Origin of the sequence: uncultured Gilliamella sp. (genome assembly GCA_945271295.1) — a bacterium.
In the GTDB taxonomy this organism is placed as follows: Bacteria; Pseudomonadota; Gammaproteobacteria; order Enterobacterales; family Orbaceae; genus Gilliamella.
Genome location: CALYPG010000009.1, coordinates 13,962 through 39,024, shown reverse-complemented (window position 1 = coordinate 39,024; position 25,063 = coordinate 13,962). Strand labels below are relative to the sequence as shown.

At 35.3% G+C, this 25,063-nt stretch carries 19 protein-coding genes, 2 tRNA genes and 2 pseudogenes; 18 read left to right on the top strand and 5 right to left on the bottom strand.

Annotation, left to right across the window (positions count from 1 at the left end):
• Positions 1–6: 6 nt before the first annotated feature.
• Positions 7–1,437 carry a glutamate--tRNA ligase gene (gltX, locus tag Q0K76_RS06440; protein WP_294613150.1) on the bottom strand — a complete coding sequence of 477 codons (1,431 nt, stop codon included), beginning with the start codon at positions 1,435–1,437 and terminating at the stop codon, positions 7–9.
• 581 nt (positions 1,438–2,018) lie between these two features.
• On the opposite strand from gltX, the gene Q0K76_RS06435 reads away from it, so the two are divergent.
• From Q0K76_RS06435 to Q0K76_RS06395, 9 genes are all read left to right on the top strand, one after another.
• Positions 2,019–3,650 (top strand): FGGY-family carbohydrate kinase, encoded by a 1,632-nt coding sequence (locus Q0K76_RS06435; protein WP_294613148.1) that lies wholly within the window; start codon positions 2,019–2,021, stop codon positions 3,648–3,650.
• Positions 3,651–3,662: 12 nt separating this feature from the next.
• The gene (locus Q0K76_RS06430) at positions 3,663–5,318 is read left to right on the top strand and encodes a hypothetical protein (RefSeq protein WP_294613145.1); all 1,656 of its coding nucleotides are present in this window, start codon (positions 3,663–3,665) and stop codon (positions 5,316–5,318) included.
• A gap of 30 nt (positions 5,319–5,348) precedes the next feature.
• Complete coding sequence (locus Q0K76_RS06425) at positions 5,349–6,272, top strand: dihydrodipicolinate synthase family protein (protein ID WP_294613142.1); 924 nt, start codon at positions 5,349–5,351, stop codon at positions 6,270–6,272.
• 13 nt (positions 6,273–6,285) lie between these two features.
• Positions 6,286–7,341, top strand: a complete 1,056-nt coding sequence (locus Q0K76_RS06420) for an exo-alpha-sialidase (protein WP_294613140.1) — start codon at positions 6,286–6,288, stop codon at positions 7,339–7,341.
• A gap of 93 nt (positions 7,342–7,434) precedes the next feature.
• Positions 7,435–8,769, top strand: a complete 1,335-nt coding sequence (locus Q0K76_RS06415; RefSeq protein WP_363322415.1) for an MFS transporter — start codon at positions 7,435–7,437, stop codon at positions 8,767–8,769.
• 122 nt (positions 8,770–8,891) lie between these two features.
• A complete protein-coding gene (locus Q0K76_RS06410; RefSeq protein WP_294613136.1) occupies positions 8,892–9,911 on the top strand; it encodes a LacI family DNA-binding transcriptional regulator in 1,020 nt (339 codons plus the stop codon).
• A gap of 75 nt (positions 9,912–9,986) precedes the next feature.
• Positions 9,987–10,256: a hypothetical protein gene (locus tag Q0K76_RS06405; RefSeq protein WP_294613133.1), complete on the top strand. Its 270-nt coding sequence runs from the start codon at positions 9,987–9,989 to the stop codon at positions 10,254–10,256.
• Positions 10,257–10,366: 110 nt separating this feature from the next.
• Positions 10,367–10,867, top strand: coding sequence for a CPCC family cysteine-rich protein (locus Q0K76_RS06400; RefSeq protein ID WP_294613130.1), 501 nt, complete (start codon positions 10,367–10,369; stop codon positions 10,865–10,867).
• 101 nt (positions 10,868–10,968) lie between these two features.
• The gene (locus tag Q0K76_RS06395; protein ID WP_363322414.1) at positions 10,969–11,340 is read left to right on the top strand and encodes a hypothetical protein; all 372 of its coding nucleotides are present in this window, start codon (positions 10,969–10,971) and stop codon (positions 11,338–11,340) included.
• A 163-nt stretch (positions 11,341–11,503) separates the two neighbouring features.
• On the opposite strand, the pseudogene Q0K76_RS06390 reads toward Q0K76_RS06395, so the two are convergent.
• Together Q0K76_RS06390 and polA are read right to left on the bottom strand one after the other, a co-directional pair.
• Positions 11,504–11,803, bottom strand: a pseudogene (locus tag Q0K76_RS06390) (transposase); the annotation flags it as partial.
• 267 nt (positions 11,804–12,070) lie between these two features.
• Complete coding sequence (polA, locus tag Q0K76_RS06385) at positions 12,071–14,845, bottom strand: DNA polymerase I (RefSeq protein ID WP_363322413.1); 2,775 nt, start codon at positions 14,843–14,845, stop codon at positions 12,071–12,073.
• Between the two features lie 192 nt (positions 14,846–15,037).
• Here polA and folE point away from each other — a divergent pair, with 192 nt between their 5' ends.
• The 5 genes from folE to ispH all read left to right on the top strand — a co-directional run bounded on the left by folE (position 15,038) and on the right by ispH (position 21,222).
• On the top strand, positions 15,038–15,697 hold the full coding sequence (gene folE, locus Q0K76_RS06380) for a GTP cyclohydrolase I FolE (RefSeq protein WP_294613118.1): 660 nt from the start codon (positions 15,038–15,040) through the stop codon (positions 15,695–15,697).
• Between the two features lie 210 nt (positions 15,698–15,907).
• Complete coding sequence (ribF, locus tag Q0K76_RS06375) at positions 15,908–16,846, top strand: bifunctional riboflavin kinase/FAD synthetase (RefSeq protein ID WP_294613115.1); 939 nt, start codon at positions 15,908–15,910, stop codon at positions 16,844–16,846.
• 37 nt (positions 16,847–16,883) lie between these two features.
• Positions 16,884–19,691, top strand: a complete 2,808-nt coding sequence (gene ileS / locus Q0K76_RS06370; protein WP_294613112.1) for an isoleucine--tRNA ligase — start codon at positions 16,884–16,886, stop codon at positions 19,689–19,691.
• 93 nt (positions 19,692–19,784) lie between these two features.
• Complete coding sequence (gene lspA / locus Q0K76_RS06365) at positions 19,785–20,270, top strand: signal peptidase II (RefSeq protein WP_294613109.1); 486 nt, start codon at positions 19,785–19,787, stop codon at positions 20,268–20,270.
• 1 nt (position 20,271) lies between these two features.
• Positions 20,272–21,222, top strand: a complete 951-nt coding sequence (gene ispH / locus Q0K76_RS06360; protein WP_294613106.1) for a 4-hydroxy-3-methylbut-2-enyl diphosphate reductase — start codon at positions 20,272–20,274, stop codon at positions 21,220–21,222.
• A 1-nt stretch (position 21,223) separates the two neighbouring features.
• On the opposite strand, the gene Q0K76_RS06355 is transcribed toward ispH, so the two are convergent.
• Positions 21,224–21,478: a YfhL family 4Fe-4S dicluster ferredoxin gene (locus tag Q0K76_RS06355; protein WP_363322412.1), complete on the bottom strand. Its 255-nt coding sequence runs from the start codon at positions 21,476–21,478 to the stop codon at positions 21,224–21,226.
• A gap of 468 nt (positions 21,479–21,946) precedes the next feature.
• Here Q0K76_RS06355 and Q0K76_RS06350 point away from each other — a divergent pair, with 468 nt between their 5' ends.
• The 3 genes from Q0K76_RS06350 to Q0K76_RS06340 all read left to right on the top strand — a co-directional run bounded on the left by Q0K76_RS06350 (position 21,947) and on the right by Q0K76_RS06340 (position 23,547).
• Complete coding sequence (locus tag Q0K76_RS06350; RefSeq protein WP_294613100.1) at positions 21,947–23,242, top strand: L-serine ammonia-lyase, iron-sulfur-dependent, subunit alpha; 1,296 nt, start codon at positions 21,947–21,949, stop codon at positions 23,240–23,242.
• 123 nt (positions 23,243–23,365) lie between these two features.
• Positions 23,366–23,441 (top strand) — tRNA-His (locus tag Q0K76_RS06345).
• A 29-nt stretch (positions 23,442–23,470) separates the two neighbouring features.
• A tRNA-Pro gene (locus Q0K76_RS06340) sits at positions 23,471–23,547 on the top strand.
• Between the two features lie 82 nt (positions 23,548–23,629).
• Here Q0K76_RS06340 and Q0K76_RS06335 read toward each other — a convergent pair.
• A pseudogene (locus Q0K76_RS06335) lies at positions 23,630–24,583 on the bottom strand (TIM-barrel domain-containing protein); the annotation flags it as partial.
• Positions 24,584–24,600: 17 nt separating this feature from the next.
• On the opposite strand from Q0K76_RS06335, the gene Q0K76_RS13025 reads away from it, so the two are divergent.
• Entirely contained in the window at positions 24,601–24,945 is a 345-nt protein-coding gene (locus tag Q0K76_RS13025; RefSeq protein WP_363322411.1) for an MFS transporter, read from the top strand.
• Positions 24,946–25,063: the final 118 nt, after the last annotated feature.

Here is a 25,063-nt window from a genome sequence, read left to right as displayed (position 1 = left end):
ATAAAATTACTCTTGTGCTTGTTCTCGCTGTTTAATATAAGCTAGTGCTTTATCAATTCTGGCAAGCGAACGCTGTTTACCAACAGCAAACACTGTCGCATCAACAGATGGAGATTGACCAAGCCCTGTTACTGCAACACGAAGTGGCATACCAACTTTACCCATACCTACATCGAGTTCAGTTGCGGTTGCTTCAATGGCATGATGGATCTTATCAATTTGCCAATCAAAATCAGCGATAGCTTGTATTTTTGCTTTAATGGTTTCTAATGGTACTTTGGCAACCGGACGTAAATGTTTTTTAGCTGCATCGGCATCAAATTCGGCAAAATCTTGATAACAATAAGCGCATGATTCAGCTATTTCTTTAAGCGTTTTACAACGTTCACCGAATAATTTAATGATAGTAATAAGATCTGGTCCTTGGCTTAAATCATAGCCTTGCCTGTTCATATGCCAAACCAAATGTTGCGCCACATAATCGACGTCTAAATGATTAATATAATGATGATTTAACCACAATAATTTTTCGGTATTAAATGCACTTGCTGATTTACTTACTGCATCTAACGAAAAATAGCTTATCATTTCAGCCACAGAGAAGATCTCCTGATCACCATGAGACCAACCAAGTCGAACTAAATAGTTGAGTAATGCTTCAGGTAAATAGCCATCATCACGATATTGCATTACGCTTACTGCACCATGGCGTTTTGACAATTTTTGCCCATCATCACCTAAGATCATTGATACATGGCCATATTCAGGCAATGGTGCACCAAGTGCCTTTAAAATATTAATTTGCCGAGGCGTATTGTTAATATGATCTTCACCACGAATAACATGAGTAATTTCCATATCCCAATCATCGACCACTACACAAAAATTATAAGTTGGTGAACCGTCAGTGCGGCGGATAATTAAATCATCAAGTTCTTTATTAGCAATCTCAATTGGACCGCGAATTAAATCATTAAAAATGACCACACCATCAACCGGATTAGCAAAGCGCACCACGTGCGGCTCATCATGTGAATGTTGCTTTTGCACTGCATCACAACGGCAATGACCATCATAACGTGCCTTTTCACCCTTTGCCATCTGTTCTTCACGTAATTTTTCTAGACGCGCTTTAGAACAGTAACAACGATAAGCTGTACCTTTTTCTAACATTTCGTCAATCACTTGATTATAACGATCAAAACGTTTTGTTTGAAAATAAGGTCCCTCATCCCATGACAATTTTAACCAATTCATACCATCCATAATTGCTTGTATTGCCTCTGGCGTTGAACGCTCAAGATCGGTATCTTCAATACGCAACACAAATGCGCCTTTAGCATGGCGAGTATAGAGCCAAGAATAAAGTGCTGTACGAGCACCACCAACATGTAAATAACCGGTTGGACTCGGTGCAAAACGGGTTTTGATTTTCATGAAATAATCCTACTTATGACAAAGATGATGTTAATAATTATGATTTTACTATATTGTTACAACATCGATATGGTGTCTTATTCTAACATGCCAAAAGGTTTCGGCAATAGTCATGTTAATTTCAATAATATTTAGAATTTATTGCAAAAAAGTTTCAGGTTAACTATACGTTTCAGTATAAAACCCTAACATATTTGTTTTAAATGAATCTCGAATTAGGTTAATCCATTGCAGTTAATAACAGGTTTATCCAATAATAAAAGATATCAACCATTAAACAAAATTATCGTTCAAGTAATTTTTTTAAATTCTTCTAAAGATTAAATATGTTCTTAGCAATATTCATTAATAAAAAAACAACATTGTTTTTACACAAATTTTAAGATTAACACTTAAAAATATCATTCTGAATTTTAGATAGAAACAAATATCAGTAATTTCAAAAATGATAATTTTTGCAAATTCAATTGCTTTTATTTTAAGCAATTATCCATGTGTTTTTTATTGCAATTTTAAAAAAAGTTTGAATTAAATCACATTATGAATATTTATTAATTGTTTACTCGGGTTTTTTAATTATTATGCTAACACGAGTTAGCAAAAAAGTTGAGGCAAACATGGAAGATGTTTTTATAGGTGTTGATGTTGGTTCTGCAAGTGTGCGTTCCGCTTTATTTGATCGTCAAGGTCATCGATTAGGATTTAGTGTAAAACCTATTGACCAGTTTCATTCTAATTCAGATTGGATTGCGCAATCGTCTAAGCAAATTTGGCAACAAATTTGCCTTGCAGTCAGAGAATCAATAGCTATTGCTAATGTTGATGTGGCTCAAGTTCGTTCTATTGGTTTTGATGCTACTTGTTCGTTAGTTGCACTTGATCATCAAGGTCATCCGGTATCAATTTCTGAAAACAATGATGATAATCAAAACATAATTATGTGGATGGATCACCGCGCAAAAGAAGAAGCTAGGGCGATTAATTTAACCAATGATCCGGTATTGCAGTATGTTGGTGGCGAAGTAAGTATTGAAATGGAACTACCCAAAATCTTATGGATCAAACATCACTATCCAGACCGCTATAATAAAATAGCCCGCTTTTTCGATTTAGCCGATTATTTAGTCTGGCAAGCTACAAATTCAGATATTGCAAGTGTTTGTACCTTAACTTGTAAATGGAATTACTTAGCACATAAAAAGAGTTTTAGTGAAAAATTCCTCAATAAAATTGATTTGAAAGATCTGAAAGATAAAATTCCACAAACGGTTTTAGGGTTAGGTGAAAGTGCCGGTTCGTTAACGCCAAAAGCAGCCGAACAATTAGGATTACATACTAACGTTATTGTCGCAACCGGAATTATTGATGCTCATGCTGGCGGTATTGCACTTGTTGGTTCTAATCCTCAAGCCAGCCTTGCCATTATTAGTGGTACTTCAAATTGTCATATGATAGTTAATAAAAACCCCATTCTAGTATCAGGGGTTTGGGGACCTTATCTTGATGCAATGTTACCCAATTATTGGCTGAATGAAGGCGGACAAAGTGCCGCGGGTGCGTTATTAGAATGGTCAATTAGACAACATGAAGCATGGCCACAACTAGAACAAGAAGCCAAACAAAAAGGATGTAACTATTATCAACTTCTTAACCATTATGTTAATCAATTAGAACAACACAATAAATACCTTACTGATGATCTCCATATTTTAGCCGATCATCATGGTAACCGTTCACCAAGAGCTAATCCGGATGCCAAAGGAATGGTATCAGGACTTACGCTTGAAACTGGCATAACTGCTTTAGCTAAATATTACTTAGCAACCATGCAAGCTATTGCCTACGGAACATTACACATTATCAATGCTATGACGGAATCGGGTTATCAAATTGATAGATTAATTATGTGTGGAGGTGCAACTAAAAATCCACTTTGGCTAAGAGAGTACGCCAATATCACCGGTAAAGAGATATTTCTTGCTAAGGAAGAAGACGCCGTCAATTTAGGAGCGGCAATTTTAGGGGCTGTGGCATGTAAAGCTTTTAAAGATATTTCTAACGCAGCAAAAGAAATGGTTGAATTTGGAAATACGATTAAACCAGATCTTTCCACTCAGAATTTTCACCACCGTAAATACAACGTTTATTTACAAATGTACCAAGATCAATTGCGTTATAACCAGTTAATGAATGAATCATTTGACGAGAAGTAACAGGGAGGACCTATGTTAAAAAGTGCATTATCTAATAACAAGCCGTCAATGACAGCTGATAAGAATGAAATTTTAATGGTAACCAGTGGGGATTTGCGCGAAGCAGCAAATACAACCTGTTGGCCAACCCAATTAAAATTCGAACAAAAGCTTGAGCAAGTATTAAAAAATAAAGGATATAAATTAACCAGAGCATTCCCCATTAACCCTGAATCAGGACATGGTTTTTTACGAACTCAACGCGAAGGATGTGACTATTTTGCCAACATTGACCCTGATGCACCATTAATTGTTTTACTTACAGCATGGCAATACTCACATTATGTGGCACCATGTTTAGTTCATCATCGCGGACCGATTTTATTACTTGCTAATTTTGAAGGCACTTGGCCAGGCCTAGTAGGTATGCTTTGTTTAGCTGGCACATTAACCAGCTTGGGTAAATCGTATTCAAGATTGTGGTCTGAAAATTTTGAAGATGCGTTTTTTGATACTGCCCTTAATACTTGGTTAAAATTTGGTGCTATTGAACATAATACTCAATATTTACATGACATTCCTGCAACCCATCCTGTTATGGCAACAACAGCAGGAAAAACTGGATATCAAATTGGGCAATACATTCTTCGTAACAAAGCAATATTAGGATTATTTGATACGTTTTGTATGGGGATGATTAATGGTGTCTTTCCACAACAATCATTAATCAAAATTGGCATGCCTCTCGAATCTCTTTCTCAATCCGCTTTATTAGTTGAAATGAAAAAAGTACCACAATCATTACGTGAGCAATGCTTAAAGTGGTATGAAGATCGAGGAATGCAATTCCAATTTGGTACTAATAGCGAACAAGAACTCACCCGTGAACAAGTTGAAGAACAATGTGCAATGATGATTGCTATGGCAAGATTCTTTAAACGATTTGGTTTATCGGCAGTTGGGGTTCAATATCAACAAGGTCTGAAAGATTGCTGTGCAGCATCTGATTTTGCTGAAGGAGCAATTGGATCAACGGGCCGATTCCCTATTCCTGATGAAAATGGTGAAGTGATTATGCCTAATCAACCCATTCCATGCATCAATGAAGTGGATATGGGAACCGCTATCCCACAAACCATGCTTTGGTATTTATTAACATCCCTCAATTTACCAGCAGAAACAACACTTCATGATGTTCGTTGGGGCAGTAAATATAACGGTACATTTTATTGGGATTTTGAAATTTCTGGTGCGGTACCGTTTGAACACATAAAAGGTGGTATTGCAGGAGCAACCGGATACCGGCAACCGCCGATGTTCTTCCCTTATGGTGGTTCAACTATTGCAGGACAAGGAAAAACCGGACGTTTTATTTGGGCAAGAGCCCATTATGAAGGATTAGATGTGATTATGCACATAGGTACCGGTCACGCCACTGAATTACCAGCAGACGAATTTGAACGTCGTCGCAGAGCGACAAATTATGAGTGGCCATTACTCAATGCGGTACTTGATGGTATTACGCGAGACGACTTTATGGCTGGTCATCAAAGCAATCACATTACGATAGCCTATGTTGATGAAGCACACTTAGAATATGTAGTAAAAGCCTTTGTTGCACAAGCTTTAACACAAAATATCAAAGTTAAAGTTGCTGGGGATGCGTTTACATATTTCCAAGATAAATAAATATTAGTATTTAAATAAATGGTGAACAGTATGAAAAATAAATATGTAGGTGTATGGCCGGTAATGCTCACCCCATTTAATGAGCAAAGATCCGTTGATTATAATGCATTAGAAAATCTTATAGATTGGTATGTTAAAGCTGGAGTTCATGGATTATTTGGCCTTTGTCAATCGAGTGAAATGTTTTTTCTCAGTGACAAAGAAAGTCAAAAAATTGCCAAATTTATTATTGAGAAAGTTGATGGCAAAATACCAGTAGTTGTTTCTGGACACACAGCAACAGATTTTTCACATCAATCTGAACAACTTATCGCAATGTCTGAAACGGGTGCAGATAGTATCATCTTAATTAGCAATCGGTTTGCACTACAAGGTGAAGACAATAAAATTGCCTTAAATAATTTACAAAAATTAGTGCTAACATTACCACAAAAAATAGATCTCGGTATTTATGAATGTCCCTATCCTTATAAACGTTTACTCAGTGACGATATTGTAAAATGGTGTGTTGATAGTAAGCGTTTTACCTTTATTAAAGATACCTGTTGTGATCTTAATATTATTAAACAACGGGCATTAATTACCAATGGTTCTCGCTTAAGCCTTGCAAATGCCAATAGTCAAACATTGTTAACCTCGTTGCAAATGGGGTATAGAGCATTTAGCGGTGTGATGGCTAATTTTCATCCAGAACTTTATGTTTGGTTATATGAAAATTGGGAAAAAAATATTGAAAAAGCTCAAATTTTATCTAGTTATTTATCCACAGCAGCTTTAGTAGAAAATTTAGATTATCCAATTTGTGCAAAATATTATCAGCAGAAAATTGGAAATTTCTCAACAATACAATGCAGAGTAAGGACCTCTCAAAACTTTATGAGTAGTTTTTATCCGCAAGCTATAGATGATATGGTCTTACAAGGTGAAATAATCACAAGATCATTGGCTATTTAAAAGGTATTTAATAATGCAATTATTAAAAAAAGATGCTTCATTTTTATTAGAACCTGAACATCAATTATTTAACAACTGCCATGCATCAACAATTATTAAGTTATCTAATAAACAACTATTAGTTGCCTATTTTGCTGGTAAAAAGGAAGGAACCGAAGATACGGCTATATGGTTATCTCGTTATGTGAATAATCAATGGCAAAATCCTATTCGTATAATTGCACAAGAAGGAAAAGCACACTGGAATCCAGTACTTCATTATCAAAATGACCGAGTTTATTTGTTTTATAAAGTAGGTCCAGATGTACACCATTGGATCACGCACTATAGTTTTTCTGATGATAATGGAAATACATGGTCTGTACCTAAGGTGTTAGGTGATGGAAACCCATTACCAAGAGGACCGGTCAAAAATAAATTGTTAGTTATGTCAAATGGAGAATGGGCAGCCCCAAGCTCAATTGAAAATAATCACTATTGGGATTCTTTTATTGATATTTCAGATAATTATGGGATTAATTGGTTAAGAAATGATATTCCAATTGTACACTTGGAGGCTACATCTTCTAATAAAAGTAATATTTGGCAAGGACTAAAAAATGATGCCTTATGGGAAAGTAATATTGAACAAGTATTTCGATGGGATGGCGTTATCCAACCAACCTTATGGGAATCAAATACTGGTCATATCCATGCTTTAATGCGTAGCACTCGGGGTCAAATTTATCGAAGTGATTCTGTCGATTTTGGTCGTAATTGGTGCCAAGCTTATGCCACTACGCTACCCAATAATAATAGTGGAATTGACATTATAAAACTTGCAGATGGTACTTTAATTCTTGCTTTCAATCCTGTATCAGGGAATTGGAATAAGCGCTCCCCAATTTCATTAATTTATTCACATGATAATGGCAAAACATGGTCGCTACCATTTGATTTGGAATCTGGCGAAGGTGAGTTTTCTTATCCTGCAATTATTAGTGATCCTAATGAAAAAAATGTATTACATATAACTTATACATGGAATCGAAAAAATATTGTATATAACGAAGTTAACATAATTAATTAAAGCACAATTAGCTGTACGCAATAGAGATAAAACTGTTCTTACATTACCCATGAACAGTCTTATGTCAAAAATTACGAGGAATATATTATGACTATGTCAGCAATAAGCTCAGAAACAGGAGCAAAACAATTAGATAAAGCCAGTATTAGACGAGTAGTAATATCTAGTTGGATTGGTAATACTATAGAATTTTATGACTTCTTACTTTATGGATTAGCTAGTGCACTAGTATTTAGTAAAATCTTTTTCCCAACCATTAGCCCTTTAGCTGCTATGTTAGCTTCGTTTGCAACATTTGGTGTCGGTTTTATTGCAAGACCATTAGGCGGTATTTTCTTTGGCCATATGGGTGATACATTAGGTCGTAAAATTACGCTACTAATTACACTTGGAGGTATGGGGGTTTCTACATTTTTAGTCGGTTGTTTACCTACATATGAACAAATTGGTGTATGGGCGCCTATTTTCCTAGTTATACTTAGATTTATGCAAGGATTTTTGGTCGGCGGAGAATGGGGGGGAGCAATGCTAATGGTGGTCGAAAGTGCTCCATCTAACCGCCGTGGATTATTAGGGGCAATACCACAAACTGGTGGTTTTTCCGGACAACTTTTAGCTACAGGGGTTTTTGCTTTTATGGTTATGTTACCAGAAGATCAACTATTAAGTTGGGGATGGCGAATTCCATTTTGGCTTAGTGTAGCATTGGTTATTCTTGGACTATATATGCGTCGACGTTTAGATGAAACACCGGTATTCCAACAAATACAAAAAGAACAAAAGAAAGAAAAGAATAAAGAACCAAGTCCTGTTATTGAAGTTATAAAACATCAGTGGCGTAGCATCGTCTTAATTATGTTCTTAAGACTTGCGGAGTCAGTTCCTTTCTTTTTAGCTACTGTATTTGCCGTGTCTTACGCGACATCAACCTTAAATGTCGAGAGACAAACTATTTTGAACGTTGTTATGGCAACTTGTGTCATTTCGTTTGCTACTCATGCATTTTTTGGTGCATTATCTGATAAAGTAGGTCGCAGACCAATTTATATTTTTGGTGCTCTTTTTTCTGCGGCAATGGCTTTTCCATTTTTCTGGCTCTTAGAAAGTGGATCATTCTTTTTGATGGTTTTAGGTTACATGTTATTAATAAATATTGGCCATAACTCTATCAATTCTGTTCAACCATCCTTTTTTACTGAATTGTTTGGACCTAAAGTGCGCTACAGCGGAGCTTCAATTGGAGCCCAATTAGGAGCTATTGTTGCCGGTGGATTTACCCCTTTTATCGCTAAAAGTCTAAGTGCAGCATTTAATGATGGATGGGTACCAGTTGCGACATATGTAGTAATAGCTGCACTTATTGGTTGTATTGCTGCTATACGAGCGCCAGAAACATCAAAACGAGATTTAACTAAAGATGTTGAATAGTTTTATTAATTAATTTTACTCTCGTCAAATTTTCTTTTGGTGAGAGTATTGCTTACTTTGTACCTTTAATCATTATAAGTATATAATTGCAAGTATAATCAAATATAAGATAAAGAACAGGAATGGCTAAGAAAACTGTAGAACAAATCGCAACTGATCTTAATTTATCGATTACGACAGTCAGACTGGTTCTAAATGGAAAGGCAGAATATTACCGTATTAGTGTTAAAACTCAAAAAAAAATACAAGATTATGTAGATAAATATGGTTATGTCATTAATCATACCGCCAGAAGCCTGAAATTGAATAAAACTGATACTTTGGGTTTAGTTGTTCCGAATTTATCTAACCCTTTTTTTTCATCTTTAGCCGAATCACTTGAATTAAGTTGTCGGCAAAAAGGTTACCAGTTGATGATTTGCTGTACCTATAATGATCCTAATTATGAAATAAAGCTAACAAACTCTTTGCAGGCTAGGAATGTTGATGGTATTTTTATTGTGCCAGCAAATAAAGATACCGAAGCTAAGCATTTATCATCTTTGGACAAACCTTTCGTTTTTTTGGATAGAAATCATCACCAAGCAACATCGTCAGGTGTAGTGTCGGATAACAAAGGGGGTGGTTATTTATTAACACAATCAATGGTAACCAAAATAAAACAACCTATTGTCTTTTTTGCTGGTTTGGATACTCTTGCGCCTGTCAAAGAGAGAATTGAAGGTTACATTCAAGCAATTAAAGAGTCTGGGGATGATAAACAAATCATCGTTTGTCACGCTAAAAACGACTCAGTAAGTGATGGTGAATTAATGATTTCGGAATATATTGAAAAATATAATGATATTCCACAGAATTTTATTGCTTCATCATTACCTATACTCGAGGGTGTTATTAGTTTACTTCATCAAAGATTAGGTTATATCCCTGAACATATTAATATTGGTGCTTTTGATGAGCATTTGATGTTGAATTTTTTATCTAATAATATCTGGTCTATTAAACAAAACGATAAATTAATTGCCGAAAAAGCGTTATACATGATGGAACAAAAGATCGCCAATAATGATTATCAATCTGAAAATATTATTGTTCCGGTAGAATTAGTTTATCGTTTAAAGCAACCAATAAAATTGAACTAAGACAAATTATTCGACAACATTCACAAAAAAATAATTTGGATTTCAGAATTTGTAAATAGTGGGTTAGATTATATTATGAAAGAAGTATGGGTATTCAATGGTGCAATGGCGCGTTTTCCCTCTGGATTATTTTTTTCATTAGAAAACGCAAAAAATTGGATAAAAAAAAATAAACTGACAGGAGTGTTAACTAAATACCCAATTGATATAGGAGTATATGATTGGGCAATTGAGCACGATTTGTTTATTCCTAAAGAAGACAAACACCAACTCCCATCATTTATTGGTTCTTTTACTAGTGCTTCAATGGATCATTATCATTTTTTAGATGGTGAGGAAGAGTAGTATTATATTGATAAAAGCCATAAAGTACTTCTTATCCTTTCCGATTAAAGATGTTTTCAATGATAGTTTTCGGGGGTAATGAGACTTTTAGCAAAAAATGATATTTATAAATGAAAATAATAAGTAAAAAATTGGCATTAACTCATCTAGCAATATATGAAATAGCGCAATGTTCAAAAAAGGATATCGATAATATTCTTTTTGCTGATTATCTAAATGAAGAAGGTAAAACTATTGAATATTCATGCGTTTATGATGATTCTATTCAAGAATTTTTATTAAATTATTTTATTGATGTGAAATTAAAAGGGTATTCTAATGAATATTTACAACAATATCTCACCGTCTTATACAAAGAAAATTTTTCTGTAGTAGGAAATGAAGATATTTTGCAAATGTGCCCTTGTTGTCGTTATTTGACGTTAACTAATCGGGGAAATTATGATATTTGTCCTTTATGTTATTGGGAAGATGATGGTAAAGCCTACGATGAATTAGATAGTTATAGCTCAGTTAATCATGCAACACTTGGGGCATACAGACAAAAATTTGAAGAAAGAAAATTTGAATTAAATAAAATACCTTATAGGCACTCTAGCAATATTATCTAGCTAGTATTATAAAGAAGATTATTTACGCTTTTGCAACATTTAAAACGATGACTATTACAACTAAAGAAGATGCTTTGAATTTCCTATCAAGACATCAACCAATGCCTTCAGATAACAATTTAACTCAAGAGATTATTGATGAATATGACGATGTTAGAAAGTTTTTTATTAAAAACCCCGATAAAAAAGCAATTGAGTTATTTCTAAGATCTTTCGGTGAAGGTGATGGATGGGGAGTATATCAGCTAGTAGAAGATTTCTTTTACCAATGTTCTGATACTGATGTTAAAAACGAGATTAAAAATGTTCTTGAAGATATAACCATACCTGATAGCGTAAGATATTGGGTTACACAAACGGCTGCTGATTTTAATGATGAAATGTTAAGAAATGGGCTTGAAATATCTTTGCAATCAAAAAATATTGATATAAAAGATGCAGCTAACGAGGCAATCGATCTTTTAGATGAATAGAAAAAAACGAAACAAATCTTGATGAGTTTTTTAATTTTATTCCTCTCCTATATGTTATATTTAATCCCCCCTAAACTTAGCACACTTGAAAATAGTATTATTATAATCAAGTTTTTGGGGATAATTTATAATTAAAAATCTAGTTATCAACAAAGATTGTGCATTAAGTAGACTGACGTAAAAGGATGCTATAAATAGTGTAAATACCCTTTCTTAGTACACAGTTCACATAGAAAATTACGCTAGGTATTTTATATTCAAGCGGTGTTATATTATTTAATGCCTCATGGGGTCTTTCGGTATTATAAATGGTTAACCACTCCTCAGTTATTTTCCTTACTTGTTTCAGATGGTTAAAAAGATATAAAGCCAATATTTCTGTTCGATAAGTACAATTAAATCGTTCAATATAGCCATTTTGATAAGGACCACCCGGATTGACGTAATCTATAGTTATGCCATGTGCGCCTACCCAATTATTGAACACTTTTCCGGGCTTGGTGGTGGGTTTCGTTTTTTCTGCTTTATCCTGATATTAAGTTTTAATTCACAATAAACCCGATACACTTGTTTTTTAAAATAGATACAATTTGGTGCTCTGTCATTTTTTCATATTCAAATCTTCTTTGGCTTTTATCATAGCGAATTTTCCTATTTGTTTGCTGTACTATTTTAAGGGCATAGTTACATAACCTGCTGTGTTTTGTAATAACAATCGTAGATAGTGTTATTAATGGGCTTCATCCCAATTATTACCTACACCAACATCTACTTTTAATGGTACTGAAAGTTGATAACAGTTTTCCATAATAGTTTTAATTTGAGCACAATATTGCTCAACAAATTGTTCTTTTACTTCAAAAACTAACTCATCGTGTACCTGCATGACCATTTTAATGGTGTCGGTTGGTTGATTTTTAATCCATTCACTCATTCTAATCATGGCTGTTTTGATAATATCAGCTGCGGTACCTTGCATTGGCGCATTAATTGCTGCTCGTTCCGCGCCACGACGTTCAATACCGTTAGTTGAAGCAATTTTAGATAAATACAATCGTCGACCTGATAAGGTTTCAACAAAGCCTTGCTCAGCAGCCTTTTGCCGAGTTTGCTCCATATAAGTTTGTACACCAGGATAGCGTTCAAAATAGCGGTCAATATAAAATTGTGCTTCTTTCCGGGCAATATTAATCTGTTTTGACAAACCAAAAGCACTCATGCCATAAATTAAACCAAAGTTAACCGCTTTAGCGCGTCTTCTTTCTTCAGATGTTACTTCTGATTCTGGTTTACCTAAAATCTCACCAGCAGTAACTCGGTGAATATCTTTGTCATGCGCAAAAGCCGTAAGCAAACTTTTATCTTGAGATAAATGTGCCATGATGCGTAATTCAATTTGTGAATAGTCGGCTGAAATAATTTTACAACCTTTAGGTGCAATAAAAGCTTGGCGAATCCGTCGCCCCTCTTCGTTACGTACGGGTATATTTTGTAAATTTGGATCATTTGATGATAATCGCCCTGTAACCGTACCAATTTGGTTATAATTGGTGTGTATACGGTGATCGAGTGGACTAATCATTAATGGCAACTTATCAGTATAAGTATTTTTAAGTTTAGCCAATCCTCGATAAAATAGAATCATACGTGGTAATACATATTGATTAGCTAGCTCACTAAGCACTTCTTCGCTAGTTGATGGATCACCTTTTGGGGTTTTCTTCAACACAGGTAAGTTATGCTTATCAAATAAAATTGCTTGAATTTGTTTCGGCGATGCCGGATTAAATTTTTCACCAGCCAATAATTGTAATTGTTCTTCAGTTTCCTTTAATTTATTAGCCAGCTCATTTGAATACGCATTTAACTGTTTTGCATCAATAAGTACACCTGTGCGTTCCATTTCAGCTAATACAATTGCCAACGGCATTTCAATGTCAGTAAAGAGTTTGTTTAATTTTTCATCTTTGTCCAGTATTGGCCATAATTTATGGTGTAATTGTAAAGTAATATCAGCATCTTCGGCCGCATATTGAGTGGTTTTTTCAATATCAATAGCATCAATAGTAACTTGTTTTTTATCAGACTTGGTTAACTCATTATAAGTAATGGTTTTATGATTTAAATAACGATTAGCCATACTGTCCATATCATGACGTTCAGTACTATTTAATACATAAGATTCAAGCATAGTATCAAAGGCAATACCATGAACTTTAATACCGTAATTTGCCAGTACACTGTAATCAAATTTAGCATTTTGCGCGATTTTTTTGATGGTTGGATTTTCAAGTATTGGTTTTAATTTAGCTAATACCTCTGCTAGTGGTAGTTGCTGTGGTACGCCTAGATATTGGTGATTTAATGGTATGTAAGCAGCCTGATGAGGCTCAACACTCAAGGATATACCGATTAATTTAGCATGAACATGATCGACATTATCAGTTTCAGTATCAAAAGCAAATTGCTGACTTTGAGTTAGTTTAGTTATCCAATTATCTAACTGCTCACTAGTTAATATGCATTGGTAATCAGTTTCTTTTTTCGATATGGCTGATTTGTTATCCAAATTATGTAAAGATAAATCATCCTTAACTTCAGCTGTACCTTTTTGCTGTTTTAAAAATGAACCTGAAGCCAGATCTTTTTGCCAACGATGAAAACCATAATAAGCAAATAGCTCCGCTAAGGCTTTAACATCAATATCATTAATCAGCAATTGTTCATTGGTAAAATCTAGTGCAACGTCAGTTTTTATCGTAGCTAATAAATAGGAAAGCTCAGCATTCTCCTGATTATCAATTAATTTTTGTTTTAAAGATTTAGCACCACGAATTGACAATTTTTCAATCTGATCTAAGTTGGCATAAATATCAGTAACGCTATTAAACTCGGTTAATAAACTTTGCGCCGTTTTTTCCCCCACGCCAGGAACTCCTGGAATATTATCAGAGGTATCCCCTCTTAACGCCAAATAATCGATAATTTTTTCTGGGGGTACACCAAACTTTTCTATTACACCTTTTGGATCGAGTACCGTGTTGTTCATGGTATTAATCAGTGTGATTTTGTCACTAACTAACTGTGCCATGTCCTTATCGCCAGTACTGATTAATACCTCCAGATTCTCTTTTTCTGCCTGTCTAGCTAGTGTGCCGATTACATCATCGGCTTCTACCCCTTCAATACAAAGCAGTGGCAAGCCCATTGCCTGCAAAATAGTATGAATTGGTTCAATTTGTGGGCGTAAATTTTCAGGCATTGCCTCACGGGTGGCTTTATATTCGCTATAAATTTCATTACGAAAAGATCCACCTTTGGCATCAAACACCACCGCAACATGAGTGGGGTCGTATTGGTTAAGTAAACTACGCACCATATTGATCACACCAACAATAGCGCCGGTTGGTTCACCTCTGGCATTAGTTAATGGAGGACATGCAAAAAAAGCACGATAAAGATAAGAAGATCCATCAATTAAGATAATTGGCGTATTATTTGGCATTATGGTTACCTGACCGTTATTCAATATAATCTCCATTATAACCTAATTTAAGCATAATATGGTTATTATCCTCCACTATACCAATGGTTTTAGGTTTGACTAATGTTTTAGTAAAGCAACATGAGTAAAACTGTATATTGCAATGTGAGTGTTATATAATGCGACATCTATTTTCGCTCGAGTATCGGATAAATGACAGAATTAAGTCTTGCTGCACAAAAAGTAAAAATGGCTCTCGCTACTAAAAATCTTGAAACGCCTTCATGCCGTTTAGCGATGGATAATAATGAGCGTAAAGCAAAAATTGAGTCTCATTTCCGCGAAATTATGAAACTAATGGAACTTGATTTAAGTGATGACAGCCTGTCCGAAACACCTCATCGAGTAGCTAAAATGTATGTTGATGAGATTTTTTCCGGACTTTATTACGAGAATTTCCCCAAAATCACACTTATTGAAAACAAAATGCAAGTTGATGAAATGATAACCGTTCGTGATATTACCTTGACTAGTGTTTGTGAACACCATTTTGTGACAATTGATGGCAAAGCGACCGTGTCTTATATTCCTAAAGATAAAGTAATTGGTTTATCTAAAATTAACCGTATTGTTGAATTTTTTTCTCAGCGACCTCAAGTGCAAGAAAGGTTAACTCAGCAAATTCTAGTGGCATTGCAAACGTTACTTGGTACTGTCAATGTTGCGGTTTCAATTGATGCAACTCACTACTGTGTCAAAGCAAGAGGGGTGAAAGATTCCAGCAGTATTACCACCACCACTGCATTAGGTGGCGGATTTAAAACTAACCCTAGCACCAGACAAGAATTTTTACGCGCTCTAACTCATTATTAATAACCATAGTGAATGTTTGCTATTAACAAAACGTTTTAAATATCAATCGGTTTAGATGCTATGAATATAGCACTGAGTAACCACGTAATATTTAGTTACAAATGAAATAAAATGCAGTATACAAAACCATAAAAACCGTCTTATATTGCGTGCATCTTCAAGAAAGATTGGTATAATTCTTGGCTACTTAAGAAAAATAATATTGTTTTCATGAAGATTATCCGTGGCATTGCTAATTTGAAAAATCAATTTACTCAATGTGTCCTGACATTGGGGAATTTTGATGGGGTGCATTTAGGGCACCAGCGATTAATACATCATTTGATTAAAAAAGGTAACGCATTAAACCTCCCAACTGTAGTTATGTTATTTGAACCGCAACCATTAGAGTTTTTTAATCAAGATAATGCGCCTTCGCGCCTCACTTCATTTCAAGAAAAAGTCGTCTTTATTGAAAAACTTGGTATCGACTATATTATTGCGATTCCATTTACTCAAACCTTTGCCAATATGTCAGCTGATAATTTTATTCAAGATTGGTTGATAAATAAACTACAAGCTCAATATATCATTATTGGCGATGATTTTAGATTTGGATTAAACCGCAAAGGTGACATCACGCTATTACAACAATACGCACACAATGATGCATTTACTGTAGAAAGTATGCCTACATTTGTTTGGGATAATTTACGCATTAGCAGTACCGCAGTACGTCAAGCATTATCAAATAGCGACTTTCAATTAACCCATTGTCTATTAGGTCGCGATTACACTATTTGGGGTCGAGTTATTCATGGTAATGCCCTGGCAAGGCAATTAGGCTTTCCGACAGCTAATATTCACTTGCATCGTAAAAAACCAGCACTACAAGGCGTGTATTTTGTTAAAGTTAAAACTTTGTGCAACAATCAATATTACTTTGGTATTGCCAACATTGGTACAAGACCAACTATTCAAGGTAAAACCGCTATTTTAGAAGTTAATCTTTTTGACTTTGCCGGCAATATTTATGGGCAATATTTAGAGGTATTGTTTGTTAAAAAATTACGCGACGAGAAAAAATTTGACTCATTAGTTGCATTACAACAACAAATTACACAAGATGTTTGCACTGCAAAACAGATCAGTGCACAATTAACCAATTGAAATATAATATCCACTAAATTAACTGGAATAAATCAGCATGACAGACTATAAAAATACATTGAATCTACCGGAAACTGGATTCCCAATGCGCGGTGATCTAGCTAAACGTGAACCAGCTATGTTACAAAACTGGTATGATAAAGAACTTTACCGTAAAATCCGCCAAGTTAAAAAGGGCAAAAAAACCTTTATTTTGCATGATGGTCCTCCTTATGCAAACGGTAAACTGCATATTGGTCATGCTGTTAATAAAATCATTAAAGATATTATTATCAAATCAAAAGGCTTAAATGGTTATGACTCCCCGTATATTCCAGGATGGGATTGTCATGGCTTACCAATTGAACAAAAAGTTGAAGAACAAGTGGGTAAACCAGGGGTTAAAGTAACACCCGCTGAGTTTCGTCAAATCTGCCGTGATTATGCCGCTTCACAAGTTGAATTGCAAAAAGCTGATTTTATTCGTATGGGTGTGCTTGGTGATTGGCAAAATCCTTATCGCACCATGAATTATGATACTGAAGCCAATATTATTCGTGCATTAGGTAAAGTAATTAAAAATGGTCATTTGGTGAAAGGTGCCAAACCTGTTTATTGGTGTACTGACTGTATGTCAGCTTTAGCTGAAGCTGAAGTTGAATATTATGACAAATCATCTCCAGCTATTGATGTTAAATTTAAGGCTACCGATAATCAAGCTGTTGCCGATAAATTTGGCGTCAAAACTGAACTAACTATTTATGCGGTAATTTGGACAACTACACCTTGGACTTTACCAGCTAGCCGCGCGATTGCCTTAAATGCTGAAGTCGAATATCAATTAGTACAAATTAATGATCAAGAGTGTTTAATTCTGGCAACAGATTTAGTTGAATCAGTCATGCAACGAGCCAGTATTAGTGATTGGAAAGTGCTCGGTAGTTGCAAAGGTAGTGATTTAGAATTATTACGCTTTAAACATCCATTTTTCGATTTTGACGAGCCAATTATTCTTGGTGAACATGTTACTGTTGATGCAGGTACTGGTGCTGTGCATACCGCTCCGGGTCACGGTGCAGAAGACTATATTGCTGGTCTAAAATATGGACTTGAAGTTGCTAATCCGGTTGGTGGGAATGGCTGCTATTTACCTGGAACTGGTGCTGGTCTGGATGGATTATTTGTATTTAAAGCCAATAAAGTGGTTGTTGAAATATTAAAAGAACATAACACGTTATTACACTTTGAAACTATCGAACATAGTTATCCATGCTGTTGGCGGCATAAAACACCGGTTATTTATCGCGCCACCCCACAATGGTTTATTAGTATGGATAAACAAGGTCTGCGAGCACAATCTTTAGCGGAGATCAAACAAGTGCGTTGGATCCCTGATTGGGGGCAAGCACGTATTGAAACCATGGTGGCTAATCGTCCTGATTGGTGTATCTCTCGTCAACGTACATGGGGCGTACCAATGACGCTATTTGTACATAAAGAGACCGAGGAACTACATCCGGATACCTTAGCATTAGTCGAAAAAGTCGCTAAGCTAGTCGAACAAAAAGGCATTCAAGCATGGTGGGATGCTGATATTAAAGATCTGTTAGGTCCGGACGCTGAAGATTATCGCAAAGTTCCCGATACCTTAGATGTTTGGTTTGATTCTGGTTCAACATTCTTTTCTGTTGTTGGTGTCAGACCTGAATTTGAAGGCCATAGCGCCGATATGTATTTAGAGGGTTCAGATCAGCATCGTGGCTGGTTTATGTCATCACTTATGCTGTCAACGGCAATTGATAACCAAGCACCGTACCAACAAGTTTTAACTCATGGCTTTGTAGTTGATGGACAAGGTCGTAAAATGTCTAAATCACTCGGTAATATCGTCACACCGCAAGAAGTGATGAATAAACTGGGCGCTGATATTTTACGTTTATGGATTGCCTCGACCGATTATTCTGGTGAGATGAGTTATTCCGAGGAAATTATTAAACGTTCTGCCGATAGTTACCGTCGTATTCGTAATACGGCCCGCTTTTTGCTAGCCAATTTAAATGGCTTTGATCCAGCTAAAAATATGGTGCAACCCGATGATATGGTGGTACTCGATCGCTGGGCGGTAAGTATAGCCAAAGAGGCTCAAGAACAAATTATCCAAGCTTATGATAATTATGACTTCCATAAAGTGGTGCAACGTATTATGCAGTTTTGTTCAATTGAAATGGGATCATTTTATTTAGATATTATTAAAGATCGCCAGTACACTGCTAAAAGTAATAGTATTGCTCGCCATAGTTGTCAAACTGCCTTATACCATATAGCTCAAGCTATGGTGAGGTGGATTGCACCAATTTTATCATTCACCGCTGATGAAATTTGGCAATATTTACCAATACCGCAAAAACAAGAATTTGTGTTTGAGGAAGAATGGTATCCATCATTGTTTTCATTGTCAGAAAACCAAGCATTAAATAGTGAATATTGGTCACAAATTTTAACGATCCGCAGTGAAGTGAATAAAGTTCTTGAACAAGGTCGTAACGATAAAGTTATTGGTAGCTCACTTGAAGCATCAATTACATTATATGCTGATGATGACATCAGCGAAGCTTTAGCAAAATTAGAAAACGAATTACGCTTTGTATTATTAACTTCACAAGCAAGTGTACAACCATTATCGACAGCCCCAGACAATGCAGTGCAAAGTGAAATAAAAGGGCTCAAAATTGAGTTAGCTAAGGCGCAAGGTGATAAATGTCCTCGTTGTTGGCATTATACTGTTGATAACGATCCAACTACACATTTATGCAAACGATGTGAAGAAAATATCCACGGCAAAGGTGAAATAAGGCACTTTGCATAATAGCAATAAGCTACTTGACGCATAAAAAAGCTATAAAACTATTATAGCAATGTTACACTTTTCCCGCCGACTATTGTCGGCGGAAACATAATCATGAGTATACACTATATGAAAAAAGAGAATGGACTTTACTGGTTATTGTTCGCAATCATTGTTTTTATTGTTGATATAACAAGTAAATTTTTTATTGTAAATAATTTTTTACTTTTCGAGTCAGTGAATCTTTTACCTTTCTTCTCAATTACTTATGTACGCAATATTGGGGCTGCGTTTAGTATTTTAGAGGGTCAACGTTGGATGCTTGCTGTAGTTGCAATGATCATCAGTGGTGCAATCATTTATATGTTATACCGCAATCCTCGCTTAAAAAAATTAGAAAATTTTTCATTATCACTGATTTTAGGTGGGGCATTAGGCAATCTATTTGATCGTCTGTATCATGGTTTTGTGGTTGATTTTTTAGATGTTAATTTTGGTGATTGGCATTATCCAACTTTCAATATTGCTGATTGTGCAATTTGTATTGGTATTGGACTGTTTATTATCAGCAATTTTAAGAAATCTAAAAAGATAAAATAATATGCAAATTATTTTAGCCAATCCCCGTGGATTTTGTGCTGGAGTTGATCGTGCCATTACTATTGTTGAACGTGCTCTAGAATTATTTGGTGCACCGGTTTATGTCCGTCATGAAGTCGTACATAATCGCTATGTAGTTAATCGTTTAAAAGAGTTAGGTGCTATTTTTATCGAAAATATTAGTGAAGTACCAGATAATACCATTCTTATTTTTTCAGCTCATGGTGTATCTAAAGCCGTCAGAGAAGAAGCAAAACAGCGAAAATTACGTATTTTTGATGCCACTTGTCCATTAGTAACTAAAGTGCATATGGAAGTTGCGAGGTCAAGTTATCGCGGAGAAGAAGTGATTTTGATTGGTCATGCTGGCCATATTGAAGTTGCTGGTACCATGGGGCAATATAACAACCCAGAAGGTGGTATTTATTTAGTTGAATCCATTGATGATGTTAATAAGTTACAGGTCAAAAATGAAAATAATCTCTGCTTTACTACACAAACTACCTTGTCAGTTGATGATACTGCAGAAATTATTATTGCGTTAAAACAACGCTTTCCTAACATCCGAAGCCCTCGTAAAAACGATATTTGCTATGCCACCACTAATCGCCAACAGGCTGTTAAACAATTAACATTTCAAGCTGATGTTATTTTTGTTGTTGGTTCCAAAAACTCATCTAACTCTAATCGGTTAGCTGAACTAGCTAGACGAAACAGTAAAAATGCTTACTTAATTGATTTTGCCTCTGATATAAAAAAAGAATGGTTAATTAATGTAGATACTGTAGGTGTAACAGCTGGTGCATCTGCGCCTGATATTTTAGTACAACAAGTCATTGATCACTTAAAAAGTCTAGGTTGTACTTCACTGATTGAAACCGATGGAATTTTAGAAAATATTACTTTTGAAATTCCTAAAGAGCTTCGTATCGAAGTAAAATCAACCAAATAAATTAAATCTTCTTCTTAATTAATTCAAATTTTGCTAACAATTGTTCTTGTGTTTCTATATGGTTAGGATCGGCAATGATGGCATTTTGAATAGGGCAGACCCGTTGACAAGTTGAATGGTCATAATAACCAACGCATTCAGTACATTTATTGGGATCTATTTCATAAGTGTCAAACCCCATAGAAATAGCCTCATTTGGACACTCAGGTTCACACATATCACAATTAATACACTTACTGGTTATTTTTAATGCCATCTCTCTTTTATCTTTATCGACTCGCCAAAATTTGGCGCCATTATAACGCAATACCCAATAAATTTTAAAAAAGATCATTACATCAATCATAAGTCAAATAATTTATTGTAAAAAAGTTTCAGGTTAACTATACGTTTAAGTATAAAATCGAAGGCTGGTTCAAAAGCTAAGTGCGAATCGAGTTTGTAAAAGACTTGATATGGTGTTTTAAATCCAAGTTGTTTTCGTGGACGATGATTTAATCGTGCCATAACCATTAACCTTACATTCAAATGTAATTTGCCAGTTAAATTAATAATAATACCTTATTGGTGAATCATTGTTATTGTTTATTACCTTAATATTAAGGCTACTTGATTAAATCATTGGATAATTCAAATTTTGTTTGAATTATAATAAAATATTAACATTATAATTAATCATCTATTTTTAACTATTTAACATTACTATTAGAAAATGAGATCTAACATGAAACAAGCAGTAATGTGGCAAGATTTAATCAGCATGGTAAAACAGCAAGTTTTGCCAGCGCTGGGTTGTACTGAGCCAATATCTCTGGCATTAGCCGCCGCCATTGCAACAAAATATCTTGATAAAAATAGTATAAAAAAAATAGATGCATATGTTTCACCTAATTTAATGAAAAACGGTATGGGAGTAACTGTACCAGGAACGGGTATGGTAGGGCTACCAATTGCCGCGGCTATTGGCGCGCTGGGTGGTGACGCCAATGCAGGACTTGAAGTGCTCAAAAGCATTACCGCAGAGCAGCTCAGTTTAGCCAAAAAAATGTTAACTGATCATAAAGTGAGTGTCCAAATTGCTCAAAACAATAAAGCAATTTATTCAGAAGCCAATATTTATACCGATAATGATCATGTCAAAGTCTGTATCGAAAATTCGCATACTAACGTCATTTTGATTGTCAAAAATGGCGAAGTAATTTATCAAAATAAGCAAAGTAGTAATTCTACATCGAATAATCACACCATAATCAATCAGGCCTCGATAAGATTGATCTATGACTTTGCCTCTCACGCTGATTTTGAAGATATTAACTTTATTTTACACTCAGCAGAATTAAATGATGCTTTATCGCAAGAAGGACTCAGACGGGCATATGGCTTAAATATAGCAAGTACACTACATGAGCAAATCAAAACTGGCTTACTAGCAGATGATCTTTTATCCAAAGTCATTATTCGAACAACCGCAGCCTCTGATGCGCGAATGGGCGGGGCAACAATGCCAGCCATGAGTAACTCTGGATCGGGAAATCAAGGAATTACCGCAACCATGCCGGTCGTAGTCGTGGCTGACTATATAGACGCAACCGAAGAACAATTAGCAAGAGCATTGATTTTATCTCATACTATTGCCATCTATATTCATAGCAAATTTCCACCATTATCGGCACTGTGTGCCGCATCAACTGCTGCCATGGGATCGGCAGCTGGAATGGCATGGTTACTTGGTAAGGGGCAATATGAACCAATCGATATGGCAATTTGTAGTATGATAGGTGATTTATCTGGCATTATTTGTGACGGCGCCTCCAATAGTTGCGCAATGAAAGTATCAACTTCTGTTTCTTCTGGATTAAAAGCTGTACTCATGGCATTAAGTCGCATTAGAGTAACCGGTAATGAAGGGATCGTTAGCGATAGTGTTGAAACATCAATCAATAATTTAGGCGCAATTGTTAGCCATAGTATGAAAGTAACTGATGAGCAAATTATTGATATTATGTCACATAAAACCTAGTTTACTGAATAATGCTAAAAGTTTAGACTTTTAGCGCTTCTTATATAATCAATTAATAAATATTTTAAAAAATGTACTGGACAATGTTATTTTTTATGCGTAATATTTCGTCCTACTTCTATGGTGGCTATAGCTCAGTTGGTAGAGCCCTGGATTGTGATTCCAGTTGTCGTGGGTTCGAATCCCATTAGCCACCCCATTTTATGTACAACATAAAATGACTATAAACGGCGAGTAGCGCAGCTTGGTAGCGCAACTGGTTTGGGACCAGTGGGTCGGAGGTTCGAATCCTCTCTCGCCGACCAATTTCTAATAAAAAAGCCTGCTCTTTGAGTGGGCTTTTTTGTTAAGCATCTTTCAGCCAGATTCGAACCGAGCGAAGCGAGACAACTCTTTGGTACGTCGATTATTGAATAAACTAGTGTAGCCACCAATATCGCTGTGATGATAAGCATTACCCATTAATCCAGAAGATAGTGCTGCACAAATTACCGTATTAAGTCCATCATGCCGCGAAAAGTCAACTGACTGATCGCCGGCCCAAAGTAAAGGACAATATTTCTGCACGCCAGAATAACCTGCCCGCATAAAAAAGGTTACATCATCGGTTTTACCCGCCTCAGCTATTGCCTGCGCATTTATTTTTGCCCATAAAGTTGGCCAAGCATTATGCATTAATTTAGCATCAACACCATTTTTTAAATAAATATTTTCTGTCGGTAAATATTCACCAAAATCTGCCATCCAACCAGAAATTCCCAGATCTAAGCAATTTTTTTGAATAATCTCTTGTTTAAACCATTCACAAGCTTCAGGATTAGTAAAATCTACCACACCACAATAAAATTCTCCAAAATCAACTAAAGCAACATCGCCTTTATTATCTAAGGCAAAATATCCTTTTTCCTTAGCAATAGGGAATAGTGAACCATCATTACAAAGGTAAGGATTAAGATAGCTCATAAACCGAATATTACGATCTCTGAGTTCTTGAATTTTTTTATCTAAGTGCGGATAACGTTTTTTACTCCATTTCCAATCCCAAAATAATCGTTTACCAAATGATGTAACACGTAATCCAACCCAATCTTCACTCCAAACCGCAGCAACAGGCACCCCTTTTTGGATTGCATTTTCCATTCTTGAAAAGGTATTTTCTTCTCCGCCTTTCAATCCTAAAATAATGCCATTATAAACCCACTCAGGTAATGGCGGTTGGCGACCAAAGCGCAAACTGAGCTTTTCAACAATATCCAGATAGGTTGGAGCAGAATAAAGCTCTATAAATTTAGGAACTTCCCATATTTGTAGTTCGTGAAATTGGTTATTTCTAAAATCAAAACAAAGGTAGTTCTTTTATTAACACCTTAAATTGGGCTTTAATTTCAGATGCGGTTGAATATGGTGACTGGAAAACGGGGATTCGTGCAGAAGGATTAGTTTATTCTTCTTACACTTTCTTTAGAAAACTATCACAAGCCATTGCCGGATTTGTTCCAGGTATTGTTTTAGCTTTTGTCGGCTATGTTCCAAATGCTATACAATCAGAAAATGCATTACTTGGTATACGTAGCTTGATCTACATTTATCCAGGCGCGTTAAGTATTTTAACTATTCTATTTATGTATTTCTTTTATCCGCTTTGGAATGATAAATATAAACAAATTATTGCTGAATTATCAAAAAGGAATTCACAACAATAAAGTAGTTATGCAAATCAATAATAAATGAGTTAATAACTATCATTAACACAGAAAAGATTGCGTTTAACATTATGAATTTAGTAAACAATCTCGTTTCTGTGTTGATTTTTTTGATAAT

Bases quoted from the DNA above. Each gene is read 5' to 3' on its own strand.
- lspA (WP_294613109.1), top strand. From the start codon at position 19,785: ATGAGTATACACTATATGAAAAAAGAGAATGGACTTTACTGGTTATTG.
- Q0K76_RS06350 (WP_294613100.1), top strand. From the start codon at position 21,947: ATGAAACAAGCAGTAATGTGGCAAGATTTAATCAGCATGGTAAAACAG.
- Q0K76_RS06425 (WP_294613142.1), top strand. From the start codon at position 5,349: ATGAAAAATAAATATGTAGGTGTATGGCCGGTAATGCTCACCCCATTT.
- Q0K76_RS06395 (WP_363322414.1), top strand. From the start codon at position 10,969: ATGCCTTCAGATAACAATTTAACTCAAGAGATTATTGATGAATATGAC.
- Q0K76_RS06430 (WP_294613145.1), top strand. From the start codon at position 3,663: ATGTTAAAAAGTGCATTATCTAATAACAAGCCGTCAATGACAGCTGAT.
- ribF (WP_294613115.1), top strand. From the start codon at position 15,908: ATGAAGATTATCCGTGGCATTGCTAATTTGAAAAATCAATTTACTCAA.
- Q0K76_RS06410 (WP_294613136.1), top strand. From the start codon at position 8,892: ATGGCTAAGAAAACTGTAGAACAAATCGCAACTGATCTTAATTTATCG.
- Q0K76_RS06405 (WP_294613133.1), top strand. From the start codon at position 9,987: ATGAAAGAAGTATGGGTATTCAATGGTGCAATGGCGCGTTTTCCCTCT.
- Q0K76_RS06400 (WP_294613130.1), top strand. From the start codon at position 10,367: ATGAAAATAATAAGTAAAAAATTGGCATTAACTCATCTAGCAATATAT.
- folE (WP_294613118.1), top strand. From the start codon at position 15,038: ATGACAGAATTAAGTCTTGCTGCACAAAAAGTAAAAATGGCTCTCGCT.
- ispH (WP_294613106.1), top strand. From the start codon at position 20,272: ATGCAAATTATTTTAGCCAATCCCCGTGGATTTTGTGCTGGAGTTGAT.
- ileS (WP_294613112.1), top strand. From the start codon at position 16,884: ATGACAGACTATAAAAATACATTGAATCTACCGGAAACTGGATTCCCA.
- Q0K76_RS06355 (WP_363322412.1), bottom strand. From the start codon at position 21,478: ATGGCATTAAAAATAACCAGTAAGTGTATTAATTGTGATATGTGTGAA.
- polA (WP_363322413.1), bottom strand. From the start codon at position 14,845: ATGCCAAATAATACGCCAATTATCTTAATTGATGGATCTTCTTATCTT.
- Q0K76_RS06420 (WP_294613140.1), top strand. From the start codon at position 6,286: ATGCAATTATTAAAAAAAGATGCTTCATTTTTATTAGAACCTGAACAT.
- Q0K76_RS06435 (WP_294613148.1), top strand. From the start codon at position 2,019: ATGCTAACACGAGTTAGCAAAAAAGTTGAGGCAAACATGGAAGATGTT.
- gltX (WP_294613150.1), bottom strand. From the start codon at position 1,437: ATGAAAATCAAAACCCGTTTTGCACCGAGTCCAACCGGTTATTTACAT.
- Q0K76_RS06415 (WP_363322415.1), top strand. From the start codon at position 7,435: ATGTCAGCAATAAGCTCAGAAACAGGAGCAAAACAATTAGATAAAGCC.